Annotated in this window: 14 protein-coding genes; 8 read left to right on the top strand and 6 right to left on the bottom strand. The window is 63.7% G+C overall.

From position 1 onward, the window contains the following. Positions 1-62: 62 nt before the first annotated feature. Complete coding sequence (locus F0P97_RS25960) at positions 63-599, top strand: gamma-glutamylcyclotransferase family protein (RefSeq protein WP_232538069.1); 537 nt, start codon at positions 63-65, stop codon at positions 597-599. Here the strand turns inward: F0P97_RS25960 and ureC are convergent. From ureC to F0P97_RS25935, 5 genes are all read right to left on the bottom strand, one after another. Then, positions 584-2,326 (bottom strand): urease subunit alpha, encoded by a 1,743-nt coding sequence (gene ureC / locus F0P97_RS25955; protein WP_182284917.1) that lies wholly within the window; start codon positions 2,324-2,326, stop codon positions 584-586. The genes F0P97_RS25960 and ureC overlap by 16 nt on opposite strands. A 23-nt stretch (positions 2,327-2,349) precedes the next feature. Continuing rightward, a complete protein-coding gene (locus tag F0P97_RS25950) occupies positions 2,350-3,021 on the bottom strand; it encodes a LysE family transporter (RefSeq protein WP_182284916.1) in 672 nt (223 codons plus the stop codon). Positions 3,022-3,027: 6 nt separating this feature from the next. Next, on the bottom strand, positions 3,028-3,351 hold the full coding sequence (locus F0P97_RS25945; protein WP_182284915.1) for an urease subunit beta: 324 nt from the start codon (positions 3,349-3,351) through the stop codon (positions 3,028-3,030). 54 nt (positions 3,352-3,405) lie between these two features. Next, positions 3,406-4,023, bottom strand: coding sequence for a HupE/UreJ family protein (locus F0P97_RS25940; protein ID WP_182284914.1), 618 nt, complete (start codon positions 4,021-4,023; stop codon positions 3,406-3,408). Positions 4,024-4,088: 65 nt separating this feature from the next. Next, positions 4,089-4,391: an urease subunit gamma gene (locus F0P97_RS25935; protein WP_182284913.1), complete on the bottom strand. Its 303-nt coding sequence runs from the start codon at positions 4,389-4,391 to the stop codon at positions 4,089-4,091. A gap of 225 nt (positions 4,392-4,616) precedes the next feature. On the opposite strand from F0P97_RS25935, the gene F0P97_RS25930 reads away from it, so the two are divergent. The 7 genes from F0P97_RS25930 to urtE all read left to right on the top strand — a co-directional run bounded on the left by F0P97_RS25930 (position 4,617) and on the right by urtE (position 13,981). Beyond that, positions 4,617-6,728 carry a TonB-dependent receptor gene (locus tag F0P97_RS25930; protein WP_232538067.1) on the top strand — a complete coding sequence of 704 codons (2,112 nt, stop codon included), beginning with the start codon at positions 4,617-4,619 and terminating at the stop codon, positions 6,726-6,728. Positions 6,729-6,743: 15 nt separating this feature from the next. Beyond that, positions 6,744-7,475: a DUF4198 domain-containing protein gene (locus F0P97_RS25925; protein WP_182284912.1), complete on the top strand. Its 732-nt coding sequence runs from the start codon at positions 6,744-6,746 to the stop codon at positions 7,473-7,475. Between the two features lie 445 nt (positions 7,476-7,920). Further along, positions 7,921-9,189, top strand: a complete 1,269-nt coding sequence (urtA, locus tag F0P97_RS25920) for an urea ABC transporter substrate-binding protein (protein WP_003060644.1) — start codon at positions 7,921-7,923, stop codon at positions 9,187-9,189. 106 nt (positions 9,190-9,295) lie between these two features. Beyond that, positions 9,296-10,909 (top strand): urea ABC transporter permease subunit UrtB, encoded by a 1,614-nt coding sequence (gene urtB, locus F0P97_RS25915; protein WP_182284911.1) that lies wholly within the window; start codon positions 9,296-9,298, stop codon positions 10,907-10,909. A gap of 165 nt (positions 10,910-11,074) precedes the next feature. Continuing rightward, on the top strand, positions 11,075-12,283 hold the full coding sequence (gene urtC / locus F0P97_RS25910; protein WP_182284910.1) for an urea ABC transporter permease subunit UrtC: 1,209 nt from the start codon (positions 11,075-11,077) through the stop codon (positions 12,281-12,283). Continuing rightward, positions 12,280-13,155, top strand: coding sequence for an urea ABC transporter ATP-binding protein UrtD (urtD, locus tag F0P97_RS25905; protein ID WP_182284909.1), 876 nt, complete (start codon positions 12,280-12,282; stop codon positions 13,153-13,155). Before urtC ends, urtD begins: the two co-directional genes overlap by 4 nt. A 133-nt stretch (positions 13,156-13,288) precedes the next feature. After that, on the top strand, positions 13,289-13,981 hold the full coding sequence (urtE, locus tag F0P97_RS25900; RefSeq protein ID WP_182284908.1) for an urea ABC transporter ATP-binding subunit UrtE: 693 nt from the start codon (positions 13,289-13,291) through the stop codon (positions 13,979-13,981). 76 nt (positions 13,982-14,057) lie between these two features. On the opposite strand, the gene F0P97_RS25895 is transcribed toward urtE, so the two are convergent. Then, positions 14,058-15,047 (bottom strand): TauD/TfdA dioxygenase family protein, encoded by a 990-nt coding sequence (locus tag F0P97_RS25895; RefSeq protein WP_182284907.1) that lies wholly within the window; start codon positions 15,045-15,047, stop codon positions 14,058-14,060. Between the last annotated feature and the right edge of the window lie 19 nt (positions 15,048-15,066).

The following is a 15,066-nucleotide window of genomic DNA, read 5'->3' as shown; positions in this document are numbered from 1 at the left end:
ATCAGATTGGCGCGCATGTTGCATGTGCTGCGCATCCCGGTGATTTTGATGGTTCGAGCAAGATGACAACTATTTTGGAAACTTCGGCAGAAATGGCGGCCCCGACCTCTTTGCATGATGCGTCTGCTGACTGGCAGGGCTGTGGCGCGGTCTATGTGGCGGTATATGGCACTTTGCGTGCCGGTGGCATCAACGATATTGCCAGGCTCCGGCCAGGCATAGCCTGTGTCGGCAGGACCCAGCTGACCGGCACTTTGCATGACCTGGGCTGGTACCCGGGCCTGAGGCTGCAAGGCTCGCAGACCGTGCTGGCCGAGGTCTACCCCATGGACGCAGCGCTGGAGCAGGCCATGGATCGCATCGAAGGCCTTTGGCCCGAGGACCTGGGCGAATACGCCAAGCGCATTCTGACCCTGCCGGTGATGCTGACCCAGGGCGGTCAGCAGTCCATCACCTTGCTGGTGTACGAGGCCTTGCCCGCCACCGTGAGCGCTGCGCCGGAGATCGCAGTCAGTGACTGGCTGGCCTGGTTTGAGGGCAAGGGCATGCAGCATCCGGATACGGAGTTTCAGCTCAACACCGCTCAGAACAGGAAGTAGCGCTGCGCCATGGGCAGGCTGACCGCGGGCTCGCAGGTCAGCAGATCGCCATTGGCGCGCACGGCATAGGTCTGGGCATCCACCTCCATATGCGGCGCCAGATCGTTGTGGATCATGTGCTGCTTCTTCACATTGCGTATGCCCTTGACCGCCGACAAGGTCTTGTGCAGCCCGAAGCGCTGGCCGATGCCGGTGGCCAGTCCTGCCTGGGATACAAAGGTCAGCGAAGTCCTGGCAACCGCCCCGCCAAAGCTTGCAAACATCGGGCGGTAATGCACGGGCTGAGGCGTGGGAATGGAGGCGTTCGGATCGCCCATGGCCGCCATGGCGATGCTGCCGCCCTTGAGGATGCAAAACGGTTTGACGCCAAAGAAGGCGGGCTTCCAGATCACGATATCGGCCCACTTGCCCACCTCGATGCTGCCCACCTCGTGGCTGATGCCGTGGGCAATCGCGGGATTGATGGTGTATTTGGCGATATAGCGCTTGACGCGGAAGTTGTCGTTGCGCGCGCCGTCTCCACTCAGGGCGCCGCGCTGCAGCTTCATCTTGTGCGCTGTCTGCCAGGTGCGCAGTATGACCTCGCCCACCCGGCCCATGGCCTGGCTGTCGGAGCTGAACATGCTGATCGCACCGATGTCGTGCAGGATGTCTTCGGCCGCAATCGTTTCCTTGCGGATGCGGCTTTCGGCAAAGGCCAGGTCTTCGGCAATGCCGGCGTCCAGGTGGTGGCAGACCATGAGCATGTCCACATGCTCGTCCAGCGTGTTGATGGTGTAGGGGCGCGTGGGGTTGGTGGAGCTGGGCAGCACATTGGCCTCGCCCACCACTTTCAGAATGTCGGGCGCATGGCCGCCACCCGCGCCTTCGGTGTGGAAGGTGTGAATGGTGCGGCCCTTGAAGGCGGCCACGGTGTCCTCCACAAAGCCGGACTCGTTGAGCGTGTCGGTGTGGATGGCGACCTGGGTGTCGGTGTCTTCGGCCACATCCAGGCAGTTGCTGATCGCTGCCGGCGTGCTGCCCCAGTCCTCGTGCAGCTTGAGGCCGATGGCGCCGGCACTGATCTGCTCGTGCAGGCCGCCGGGCAGGCTGGCATTGCCCTTGCCCAGAAAGCCCAGATTCATGGGGAAGGCGTCGGCGGCCTGCAGCATGCGTTCCATATGCCAGAGGCCTGGCGTGCAGGTGGTGGCGAAGGTGCCGGTGGCCGGGCCGGTACCGCCGCCGATCATGGTGGTCACGCCGCTGGTCAGTGCTTCCTCGATCTGCTGCGGGGCAATGAAATGGATGTGGGTGTCGATACCGCCTGCGGTGACGATATTGCCTTCGCAGGAGATGATTTCCGTGCCCGGGCCGATGATGATGCTCACGCCCGGCTGGGTGTCTGGGTTGCCGGCCTTGCCTATGGCCACGATGCGGCCGTCCCTGAGGCCGATGTCGGCCTTGACGATGCCCCAGTGGTCCAGGATCAGTGCGTTGGTCAGCACGGTGTCGACCGAGCCACCGCCGGAGGGCCCTGTTCCCGTCCCGTCGCGTGTGCGCTGGCTTTGCGCCATGCCGTCGCGGATGGTCTTGCCGCCGCCGAACTTCACTTCCTCACCATAGCCGCCAGCGGCCAGGGTGTAGTCTTTTTCGACCTCGACGATGAGTTCGGTGTCGGCCAGGCGCAGGCGGTCGCCCACGGTGGGGCCAAAGGTTTCTGCGTAGGCTCGTCGGTCCATGGTGGCCATTGAGGAATCTCCGATTCAGGTGTTCAGCGCAGGGGCTGCTGCTGGGCTGCGGGTGGCAGGGCGGCGGGGCTTGCGCCGACCAGGTCGCGCAATGTGCCCAGTGCCAGGGCCAGCAGCAGGGCGGCGCAGCAGCGGTAGGTAAAACGGCTCCAGTGCGCGGCAGCCCGGCGGAACAGTCGATCCACCAAGGCCGCGCAGACAAAGCACCAGAGCAGGGACGAAGTCATGAATCCCGCGAAGAACAGCCCGTAATCGCTGGCGCTGGGCTGGGTCACTCCCACCGCCCCGAGGGCGCTGCCCATGGCGGCCCAGTAGGCCAGGTTCTGCGGGTTGCTCAGCGACAGGGCCATGCCGCGGCGCAGGGCCTGTTTCTGCGTGGCGGCGGCGGTGGTCGAGACATCGAGCCGGTGTTCGGTACGCGCGGCCTGCCAGCTGTCCCAGGACAGCCAGAGCAGGTAGGCGCTGCCCGACAGACCAATCGGCCAGCGCAAGGCGTCGACCTGCATGACCAGGCCAATGCCGGCCAGGCCCAGCAAGGCCCAGCTCGCATCGCCCACCAGGGAGCCAAGCTGTACCGCCAGTGCCGGGCGATAGCCGCCGCGTACACCTTGGCGCACGGTCTCTGCAAACACCGCGCCGGGCGCGGCATTGAACACCAGGCCCAGCACAAAAGCAGAAGCAAACAGCATCAGCATGACCGGTCAGTCCCCGGCAACTGCGGGCAACACACCCTGGACCAGACCGCGAAAGCCATAGATCTGGCGGTCGCCGCCGATCTCGACCAGTTCCACCGTGCGCTGCTGGCCTGGCTCGAAACGTACGGCCATGCCGCTGGCAATATTCAGGCGCATGCCGTGGGCGGCGGCGCGGTCGAAATCCAGGCCCGCATTGGTTTCGGCGAAGTGATAGTGCGAGCCGACCTGAATCGGCCGGTCGCTGGCGTTTTTCACCACCAGCGTGAGCGTGTGGCGGCCAGGGTTGAGTGCATGGCTGCCCTCGTCAAGAAGCAGTTCGCCGGGGATCATCTTTCGCCTCCTTGCGCAAAGGCCTTGTGCTGCGTTGTGCCGGGGTGTTTCATATCACGCCAGTTTCGTCAGCATGAAAGCGCCGAGCGCGGCGGTGGCTGCACCGCCGAACCGGGCTGCCCACTGGTGGCGCTGCATGAGGGCATGACCGAGCACCATGCCTGCGACATGCAGTGTGGCCGAGCCCAGAGCAATGCCCACCAGTGCGCCGACGGCAGACAGGCCGCTGTCTCCGGCCAGCTCAAAGCCGTGCGCAGCGCCATGGAAGAAGGCAAACACAGAAGCCAGTGCGGCGGCAACGCCCCAGGGCATTTTTTGCTGAACCAGCACCAGCAGGCCCAGTACCAGCACGGATGCTGCAATCATGGGCTCCACGCCCGGCACCCACAGGCCGGCAAAGCCGGCCACGGCGCCCGCCACCAGCAGGGCCACAAAGGCCGCTGGTGCACGCCAGGCAGTGCGCAGGCCGGGCATGGTCAGCGCACTCCAGGCACCCACGGCCAGCATGGCGGCCAGATGGTCAGCGCCGGTAAACGGGTGGGCAAAGGCATGACCCAGGCTGTCGAGAAAGTGGTGATGGCCGCCTGCATCGGAGCCCATATGTGCGAGCGCTGACAGAGGCAGTGCAGTCGCCGCGGCGGCTGTGGTGGCAAGGAGCTTATTGAATTTCATAGCTATCTGCGCTTGATGGATAAGGGTTTGATGGCTGAAAGGCTTGGAAGTCTCTGGATGCTGCTTCAGGCGATGGGCTCATGCACGGTGACCAGTTTGGTGCCATCGGGGAAAGTGGCCTCGATCTGGATGTCGGGAATCATCTCGGGGATGCCTTCCATCACATCGTTGCGGGTCAGCACGCTGCGGCCTTCGCTCATGAGCTGGGCCACGGTCCTGCCTTCACGTGCGCCTTCCATCACAAAGGCGCTGATCAGCGCCACGGCCTCGGGGTAGTTGAGCTTGAGGCCGCGGGCCATGCGCCGCTCGGCCAGCAGGGCTGCAGTGAAGATCAACAGCTTGTCTTTTTCGCGTGGTGTCAGTTCCATCGTCTTCAATCCCTCAGTCGGCACGCGCATCCGGCAGGGCTGAATGAACGCGAGGAGTCAGTTTCATGCCCTTTTATGTAGCAAGTGCCATGCCAAAGGCCAGTCTTTGTTGCCAGCCTGCAGGCAAGCCGCCTCAGATGTTTTGCACCTTGTTGGTGCTGCCGGCACGCGGTTGTGCACCACGGCGTATCGGCGAGGCAGCGATGGTGCTTTGTGGTGCATTGCATGGCACGAACTTTGCTGTTCTGGTGCATGTACAAAAGAGCATTGAATAGGGGAGTCGCTCAGGGCCTGGGTGCCACGACAAGACTCGGAGTGCTGGCCTTGGGCGGTACGCTGTGGATGGCTTCAGCCGTACAAGCGCAAACAGCCGAGGAAGGCGACAAGGTGTTGCCCGAGGTGAGGGTGAATGCCCTGGTTAAAGGCCAGGCGCTGGATGAGTCACAACGCGCGTTTTCCGTCACCGAGTTCAGGCGCGACGAAATTCGCGAGCAACCCAGACAGGAGGTGGAATCGCTGTGGAGCCAGGTACCTGGCATGCATGTCAATCATTACCAGCTCAGCGGTGTGGCCAACGGGCTGGTGCTGCGCGGCTTTGGCGGCGGCGGCCATGGCGGCGATGTGGCCGCCACACTGGATGGCATCCCGCTCAACGAAGCCATGTCGCATGCTGATGGCTATTTCGATCTCAACGTGGTGGTGCCGCTGGAGCTGGACAAGGTCAATGTCTATCGTGGTCCCGTGTCGGTGCTGCAGGGCAATTACAACCGCGCAGGGTTGCTGGAGCTGCGCACGCGGCGCAACGGCAGCTATGCGGAGTTCGAGGTCAGCGCCGGCTCGCACGGCATGCTCGATGCCCAGGCTGCTCTCGGGCGCGAGCTGGAAGGCGGCGATCAGCTCAACCTGGCGACCCAGCATGCACGCGGTGATGGTGCGCGGCCCGCCTCGCGCCATGAGCGCAGCACCCTCAGCGGCACCTGGAAGCACCATGTGCATGAAAAGCTCGATATCTCGCTGTCCGGTCGCTGGCATGAGGCGCGTGGCGACTCGCCCGGCTATCTGACCGAAGCGCAGTGGCGGCAGGACCCACAGGGCAAGGACCGCCGCGTGGTGGCTGATGGTGCCGACAAGCACTTTGGCACGCTGCGCCTGGATGCGCAGTACACACTGGATGCAGATACCCGGCTGCTGGGTTTTGTCTACGGCACGCAGCAGGATTTTGTGCGCTGGTTCACCCGCCCGCGCAGCGCCACCTGGATGCAGCGCGAGGAGCGCTACGACCGCAGCGTGCTGGGTGCGGGACTGAATCTCGGCGGCAAGTCCCTTCTTTCGGCGCGCGAGCTGAACTGGATGCTGGGCCTGGAGCAGGTGCGCGAGTCCACGGACTATGGCTACTGGGACGGCCTGGTCGACCGCCGGCGCACCGGTCCTGCACTGGATGATCGCAATACGCGGCTCGACAACACGGCGATCTACGGCCAGCTTGGCTGGCAGCCAGCGGCCTGGCTGCAGACCACGGCGGCCCTGCGCTGGGACCACTTTGACGGCCGCTGCCGCCTGCTGGCGGCGGAGGCCGGTGGCGATGAATGCAATCGCATGCAGGGCCGCAGCCATGCCAGCCCCAAGCTGGGCGCTCTGGCGCAGCTCGATGCCAGGACGGCCGTGCGTGCCAGCTGGTCGCAGGGCTTTGCGCTGCCCAGCGACTTTGCCAAATACGCGCTGCGCAACAACGATCTGCATGCCAATGTCTTTCGCCAGAGCGAGCTGGGCGTGGAGTGGAAGCCATCGGTCCATTGGCTGATCGATGCCTCGCTCTACCGCATCAGCTCCAGCCATGAAATACGCAACACGGCACCTGGCGTGTACGAAAACCTGGGAGCGACCGTACGCAAGGGCGCCGAGCTTCAGTTTCACTGGCTGCCCAGCCGCAACTGGCATGTGGAATGGGCCTATGGCCACAATCGCTCCGAAGTCACGCAGAACGCTAACGCCGCACTGCTGGGCCGGCGCGTGGTGGCCGTGCCCGAATACACCAGCACATTGCATGCACGCTGGATGCCGCGTGGCGATGTCACCGTGCATGGCTTGCTGCGCCATGTGGGACGTGTGCCCATCAACGCCAGCAATACCGAATGGGCCGACAGCTATCGCTGGCTGGACCTGGGTCTGCAATACCGATTGCCCGCAAGTCTGGCGCGCAATGCCCGCCTGAGCCTGTGGCTGCGCAACGCAGCCAACACCCGCTATGCCAGTACCACCACCATGATTGCCGGACAGCGTCTGGTCGCGCCCGGTGCACCGCGCAGCGTGCAGCTGGGCCTGCAGTTTTCCTTATGATTTTTCGGAGCTTCCATGTCTGTTTGCAGGACACGTAAAGACATCATCGCGCGCATTCTGTGCACCACGGCCGCTGCCTGGCTGCTCTGCGCACATCCGGTCTCTGCCCATAACGTCTGGCTGGAGCCTGACGCGCAAGGCGGCTATGTCATGCAGTTTGGCGGTCATGACGGCAGGACAGAAGCCTTCGATCCGGCCAAGCTGCAGCGGGTGCATGCCTATGACCTGCGCGGCCGTGAAGTGCCCAGTACCGTACAGAATGTGCAGGGCGGCATACGCATCAAGCCCGATGCCGGTGCTGCACTGATCGCTGTGGAACTCGATAACGGCTATTTCAGCAGTACGGGTGCCGAGGGTGCCATGCTGCCTTTGCCCATGGACCAGAACCCCGGTGCGGTGCGCGGCGTGCATGCGCGCAAGTTCCACAAGACCGTGGTGCGCTGGGGGGCCGTCATGCAAAAGCCCCTGGGGCAGATGTTCGAGGTGGTGCCGCTTCAGGGACAGTCTCCCCATGCCGGTCAGCCGCTCAGGCTGCAGGTGTTGCTGCATGGCAAGCCGCAGTCTGGCGTGAGGCTGTCCTGGGGGGAGAGAGGCTCTCCCACGATGACGGACGCTCAAGGGCAGGCGACCATGACGCCTGCTGTCGGCAGCAATACGCTGCAGGCCATACTGCGTCAGCCTGTGCAGGGCGACCCCATGACAACCGAGAACAGCTACGAGTATTTGCTGCGCTTTGCCGTGCATTGATGAAGCGGCGTTGCGTCGGCCTTCGCACCGGAGAGCAGATTCTGCAAGGCATCCGCGAGGCGGCGATTTGGCGTGCAGATCAGCAAGCTGCATGTCTATGCGGTGCAGGCCAAGACCAAGACCGCTCTCGATCCGTGTCGCGTCAAGCAGCGCAGCGCGGTCTTGCCGGCGTGCCTGCAGCCGGTCTGAGGCGACAGGCTGCCGTGCACTTCAATAGTGCCGGTTGGTTTGCGCGGTCTGCATCTGGTGCATGCGGCACTGCAATGGTGCCTGCATCTGGCCAATGCTGATCGCACAAAGTTGCATTCGGCCCGGGCTCTGCAAAAAAGCGGTAGCAGCGCCGCCGTATGCAGTGAGCAAGCCATGGCGGGTGGTGCTGGCACGGTAATTGCACTTAAGTTTTTGCGGTCAATGTGACCGAACAAAACCTCCTGGGAGTGCTGAAATGAATCGTCGCGGAACCCTCACAACACTGGCTGCATCCATGGCTCTGGGCCTGGGATTGACTTCTCAGGTGCTGGCTGCAGACACCATCAAGGTGGGTGTGTTGCACAGCCTCTCGGGCACCATGGCCATCTCCGAGACCGTGCTCAAGGACACGGTGCTGATGGCCATCGACGACATCAATGCCAAGGGCGGCGTGATGGGCAAGAAGCTGGAGCCCGTGGTGGTGGACCCGGCCTCCAACTGGCCGCTGTTTGCCGAAAAAGCCAAGCAGCTGATCACCCAGGACAAGGTGGCCGTGGTCTTCGGCTGCTGGACCAGCGTGTCGCGCAAGTCCGTGCTGCCGGTGTTCGAGCAGAACAACGGCCTGCTGTTCTACCCCGTGCAGTACGAGGGCGAGGAACTCTCCAAGAACGTCTTCTACACCGGCGCCGCGCCCAACCAGCAGGCCATTCCCGCTGTCGAGTACCTGATGAGCAAGGAAGGCGGCGGTGCCAAGCGCTTTGTACTGCTGGGCACGGACTATGTGTACCCACGCACCACCAACAAGATTCTGCGTGCCTTCCTCAAGTCCAAGGGCGTCAAGGATTCCGACATCATGGAAACCTACACTCCCTTCGGCCACAGCGACTACCAGACCATCGTGGCCGATGTGAAGAAGTTCTCCACCGGTGGCAAGACCGCCGTGATCTCCACCATCAACGGCGACTCCAACGTGCCCTTCTACAAGGAACTGGGCAATGCCGGTCTCAAGGCCAAGGACGTTCCGGTCGTGGCCTTCAGCGTGGGTGAGGAAGAGCTGCGCGGCGTGGACACCAAGCCTCTGGTCGGCCATCTGGCCGCCTGGAACTACTTCATGAGCGTGAAGAACCCGACCAACACGGCCTTCATCAAGCAGTGGGGTGACTACGCCAAGGCCAAGAACATCGCGGGCCACAAGGACAAGCCTCTGACCAACGACCCGATGGAAGCCACCTGGGTCGGCATCCATATGTGGAAGCAGGCCGTGGAGAAAGCCAAGAGCACGGATACCGACAAGGTGATCGCGGCCATGGCCGGCCAGACCTTTACAGCACCCAGCGGCTTCACGCTGAAGATGGACGAGAAGAATCACCATCTGCACAAGCCCGTGATGGTCGGCGAGATCAAGGCCGACGGCCAGTTCAGCGTGGTCTGGAAGACCAAGGGTCCGATCAAGGCCCAGCCCTGGAGCCCGTATATCGAAGGCAACGACAAGAAGAAGGACGAGCCCAACGGCAAGAGCTCCTGATTCGCCCCTCGGGCTGGAGAGGTCTGGTGGGCTCTCCAGTCCTGAAAAGATAGCTGCTTGCGATTTATTGGCAACGGATGCAGCGCTAAATATCCGAGATTCTTTTATGAAACTACTGCGCAAGTCATGGCGGCTGGTATGGGCCGCCGGGCTGGGCTCCTTGCTGAGCTTTGCCAGTCACGCGCTGACGACCGAGCAGGCCTATGCCATGGCGGCGGCAGACGATTCCGAGCAGCGCGTGCAGGCCATCAATCAGGCCGTGCTGGCACCCGATGCGCAGAGCGACGGCGGTCGCCTCGCTGCCTATCTCAAGGCGCTGTCCGACGATGAGGTGCGCGTGTCCCAGGGCCGGGCCTATGTGGTCAGCGGCGATGCGGTCAGCGATGCGGTGACCGGCCGGCCCGCCCAACTCCCGGCCGATGCCGAGGAGGTCGTCAGCAACAACTATCTGCGCTCCGTCATCGACACGGCGCAGGCAGCGCTGGCGCTGGGCAGCAGCGATGCGCAGGCGCGCCGCAAGGCTGCCGAGCAACTGGCCTCCGAGCCTGATGCGGGGCGACTTCCCCTGATCGAAAAAGCGCTGGCTACTGAACAGGACGGGCAGGTCAGAGCCCTGCTGGAGCGCAGCCTGGCTGCCAGCCTGCTGGGCAGCGACGAGGTGCAGCAGCGTCTGAAGGCGGTGGAGCAGTTGTCGCGCCAGCAGACGCCGGAGACGCAGTTGCTGCTGAACCAGCGCCTGTCCGAAGAGTCCGACCCTGGCGTGCAAAAAGCCATCAAGACCGCGCTGGCCGGCATTGCCGAAGGCCTGGCCTGGGGCGACAGGCTGGGGGCGATCTTCAGCGGCATCAGCCTGGGCTCGGTGCTGTTGCTGGCGGCGCTGGGTCTGGCTATCACCTACGGCCTGATGGGCGTCATCAATATGGCGCACGGCGAGCTGATCATGATCGGTGCCTATGCCACCTACCTGGTGCAGGTCGCATTCCAGCGCTGGCTGCCCGAGGCCTGGTTTGGCTGGTATCTGGTGGTGGCCGTTCCCGTGGCCTTTCTGGCCTCGGCGCTGGTGGGTGCGGTGCTGGAGCGCGGCGTGATCCGCTTTCTCTACGGTCGCCCGCTGGAGACCCTGCTGGCTACCTTCGGCATCAGCCTGGTGCTGCAGCAGACCGTGCGCAGCCTTTTCGGGGCGCAGAACGTGGGCGTGGAAAACCCCGTCTGGATGAGCGGCGGGATTGCGCTGCTGCCCAATCTCACGCTGCCCTGGAACCGCATCGCCATCATCGTCTTTGCGTTCGCCGTGCTGGCGGGCGTGGCCTTCATGATCGCCAGAACGCGGCTGGGCCTGTTTGTGCGCGGTGTGACGCAGAACCGCGCCATGGCCTCCTGCGTGGGCGTCAACACGGCACGCACCGACACCTATGCGTTTGCACTGGGATCCGGTATCGCCGGTCTTGCCGGCTGCGCCCTGAGCCAGATCGGCAACGTGGGCCCGGATCTGGGGCAGAACTACATCGTGGACAGTTTCCTGGTGGTGGTGCTGGGTGGTGTGGGGCAGCTGGCGGGCACCGTCTACGCGGCTCTGGGTCTGGGCGTGCTCAGCAAGCTGCTGGAAGGCTGGACCGGGGCCGTGCTGGCCAAGATCGCCGTGCTGCTGTTCATCGTGGTCTTCATTCAAAAGCGTCCGCAAGGCATCTTTGCCTTGAAGGGCCGGAGTGCGGAAACATGAAACACCCCCTGAGTCGCTTCGCGGCCTCCCCCGCTCTCGCATTGCTGCGCGCTGCGGGCAGGGGACGACACCCTCGCTGCGGGGCGGCCCTTGCTCGGTGTCTCGTACCTGGACCGCGCCAGCTGCGCAGGCCATGTGCCTTGCTCGACTTGAGGGAAAACTGACATGACAACCCAATTCATACCCATCGAACTGCCCAAGCCCGCGCCGCTGCTATCCGCCAAGGGCTGGACGGCATTTCTGCTGGCCCTGACCATGGTCTGCGCCGTGGCTCCCGCACTCAATCTGTGGGTGCCCGAGGACAGTGCGCTGCACCTTTCCGACTACATGCTGGGCCTGCTGGGCAAGTTCATGTGCTATGCCATCTGCGCGCTGGCGATTGACCTGATCTGGGGCTATACCGGCATCCTGAGCCTGGGCCACGGCCTGTTCTTCGCACTGGGCGGCTATGTGATGGGCATGTACCTGATGCGCGAGGCCGCAGGCCCCGAGGCATTGCCCGCCTTCATGGGTTTTCTGGACTGGAAGGAACTGCCCTGGCACTGGGCGCTCTCGGGCAGCTTTGCCGCCACCGTGCTGCTTGTGTTTCTGGTGCCGGGCCTGATCGGCGGGCTGTTCGGCTACTTCGCCTTTCGCTCGCGCATCAAGGGCGTGTATTTCTCCATCATCACCCAGGCCCTGACCTATGCCGCCATGCTGCTGTTCTTCCGCAACGAGACCGGCTTTGGCGGCAACAACGGCTTCACGGGCTTCAGAACCTTGGTCGGTTATTCGGTCAATTCGCAGGCCATGCATGTGCTGCTGTTCGCGCTGTCGGGGCTGGCGCTGCTGGGCTGCTTTCTGTTCTCGCGCTGGCTGATAAGAAGCAAGTACGGCCGCGTGCTGCAGGCCGTGCGCGATGCCGAATCGCGCACCATGTTCTGCGGCTACAACCCGCTGCCCTACAAGCTGTCGATCTGGGTCATCTCGGCCATGATGTGCGGCCTGGCGGGCGCGCTCTATGTGCCCCAGGTGGGCATCATCAACCCCAGCGAGATGAGCGTGGGCAATTCCATCGAAATGGCGGTGTGGACGGCCGTGGGCGGACGTGCCTCGCTGGTCGGCCCCATCATCGGCGCGTTTGCCGTCAATGGCGGCAAGAGCTGGCTCACCGTGGCCGCACCCGAATACTGGCTGTACGTGCTGGGTGCGCTGTTCATCGTCGTGACGCTGTTCATGCCGGGAGGACTGATTCGCCTGCCGCAGCAGCTTCGCCAGTGGCGTGAGAAGCGCAATGCGCAGACGCAATCCGAGCTCAACCAAGCCGCTGCTGCCCTGGCTCGCAAAGCCACCGAACGCGCAGCCGCAGACTCGTTGAAAGGAGCCCGCGCATGACCCCCGATCTCATGCAGGAAGGCGAGCAGCGCCTGGCCTCCTACCAGCAGCGCGAAGCCGCGCTGCGCACCGAATCCGGCGGGCGCAACGCCAGTCTGGCGCGCCCCGTGGTGGCCGGCGAAGTGGATGTGACCCACGGCCGCATCCTCTACCTCGAAGACGTGCATGTGAGCTTCGACGGCTTCAAGGCCATCAAGGGTCTGAACCTCGATATCGCACCCGGCGAGCTGCGCTGCATCATCGGCCCAAATGGCGCGGGCAAGACCACGATGATGGACATCATCACCGGCAAGACCCGGCCCGATAGCGGCACGGTGTTTTTCGGATCCACCATCGATCTGCTGCGCTACAAGGAGCCCGAGATCGCCGCCATGGGCATTGGCCGCAAGTTCCAGAAGCCCACGGTGTTCGAGCAGCTCAGCGTGTTCGAGAACCTGGAGCTGGCGCTCAAGACCCACAAGGGGATTGCCTCCTCCATGCTGTTCAAGCTCAGCGGCGCGCAAAAGGACCGCATTGCCGAGGTGCTGCACACCATTCATCTGGCGGCCAGTGTCACGCGCCAGGCGGGCTTGCTCAGCCACGGCCAGAAGCAGTGGCTGGAGATCGGCATGCTGCTGGTGCAGGAGCCCAGGCTGCTGCTGCTCGACGAGCCCGTGGCCGGCATGACCGACGAGGAAACAGCGCGCACGGCGGAGCTGTTTCTCACCCTCAAAGGCAAGCATTCGCTGATGGTGGTGGAGCACGACATGAGCTTTATCGACACCATCAGCGAGAAGGTCACGGTGCTCTGCGACGGCTCGGTGCTGGCCGAGGGAACGCTGGCCCAGGTCCAGGCCGACGAGCGCGTGATCGAGGTGTACCTTGGGAGGTAACCCCCTGAGACGCTTCGCCTGGGCGGCCCCGCCGCGAGGCGGCTCTTGCTCGGTGTCTCCGGTCCGATGAGCGCTGTGGGTTAATCAAATTGGATAGCTGCTTGCGCTTGCTGTGTAAGCGTTAGAGGTCAAAATGCTTAAAGTTCAGAACCTGCATCAGTACTACGGCGGCTCGCACATCCTGCGTGACGTGAATTTCACGGCCGAGATCGGCAAGGTCACGGTGCTGCTGGGCCGCAACGGCGTGGGCAAGACCACCTTGCTCAAAAGCCTGATGGGGCTGGTTCCCATCAGAAGCGGCGGCATTGAATGGCAGGGCCGCGATATCGCGCGCAGGACGCCCTATGAGCGCGCGCGCAGCGGCATCGGCTATGTGCCCCAGGGGCGCGAAATCTTCTCGCGGCTGTCGGTGGAAGACAATCTGCGTATGGGCCTGTCCTACTGCTCGGCAGGCACCCGGATTCCGGGCGAGCTGTACGAGCTGTTTCCCGTGCTGGGGCAGATGCTGCACCGCCGTGGCGGCGATCTATCGGGCGGGCAACAGCAGCAGCTGGCCATTGCGCGCGCGCTGGCGCCGCAGCCCAAGATCCTGATCCTGGATGAGCCCACCGAGGGCATACAGCCCAGCATCATCAAGGACATAGGCCGCGTGATCCGCATGCTGGCCAATCGCGGCGACATGGCCATCCTGCTGTGCGAGCAGTACTACGACTTTGCCGAGGAGCTGGCCGACCAGTATGTGGTGATGGAGCGCGGCGAGGTGATCGCATCGGGCCCGGGCAGCGAGATGCAGGAGAAGAATGTGCGCTCGCTGGTGGCGATTTGAATATCGGGCGAAGAAAAAAGGTGCCGCAAGCGGCACCTCAAAGCCTCAGGCCATGCCCGCAGGACAACTCATTTCGTCAATACGCTGCGCCGTGCGCGGCCAGCACCGGATTGCCCTGTATGGCAGTGCTGGCGCGGCCGTCCGCGCCCCGGGGAACTTCGCCCACCAGCGTGGTGCGATAGAGCTGGCGATCGAACTCCAGCGCAAAGATATCCTGTGGTGCCACATGGGCCGTGGAGCGGTTGTCCCAGAAGGCCAGCGAGCCGGGTTCCCACTTGAAGCGCACGGTGAACTCGCTGCTGACAGCGTGCTCCCAGAGCAGCTCCAGCAGCACGCGCGATTCGCGGGTGGAGAGTTCCGCGATGGACTTGAGAAAGCCGGGGCTGATGTAGAGCACCTTCTCGCCAGTCTCGGGGTGGATCGTGACCAGCGGGTGTTCGCTGATCAGGGTGTTGTCGCGCACCAGATCCAGGTATTCCTGCGATGCCGTGGCGCCTTGCGGAGCGCTGAAGCGGTGCTCGCCACGCAGGCCCTGCAAAAAGACCTGCAGCGGTCTGGAGAGCGCTTCGTAGGCAGCGGCCAGATTGGTCCATTGCGTGTCGCCGCCATAGGGCGGAATCGTCACGCCGCGCAGAATCGATGCGGCCGGCGGGTTGTGGGCGGCCGTCACATCGGCATGCCAGCCGGTCCAGGGGCGCTGTTCGGCCTGGCCGCTGTGGCGGTTGGCCTTGCGGTGCTTGGCAATCGAATACAGCTCGGGAAAGCCATCGACATGACCGAAGACGGGATGGCCGGGCGTCAGCTCGCCAAACTGGCGCGAAAAAGCGATCTGCTGCTCATGGCTGAGGTGCTGGTCGCGAAAGAAGACCACCTTCCAGCGCAACAATGCCGAGCGGATGGTGTGCACTTCGGCGGCGCTCAAGGCCTGCTTCAGATTGACGCCGCTGATCAGCGCGCCGATATGCGCCGACTGCGGTGCGATGCGGATATGCGGAGTGATGTTGCTTGCGGAGCTCAGGCGTTCGTCCAGATGCTGCAGCGGAGCGTGGGGCAGGGGCATGTTCATGGGATTTTTCCTGATGAGA

The sequence above is a fragment of the Comamonas testosteroni genome (assembly GCF_014076415.1).
GTDB lineage: Bacteria > Pseudomonadota > Gammaproteobacteria > Burkholderiales > Burkholderiaceae_C > Comamonas > Comamonas testosteroni_F.
The sequence above is the reverse complement of the archived record's forward strand: the minus strand, read 5'-3'. Positions and strand labels throughout refer to the sequence as shown.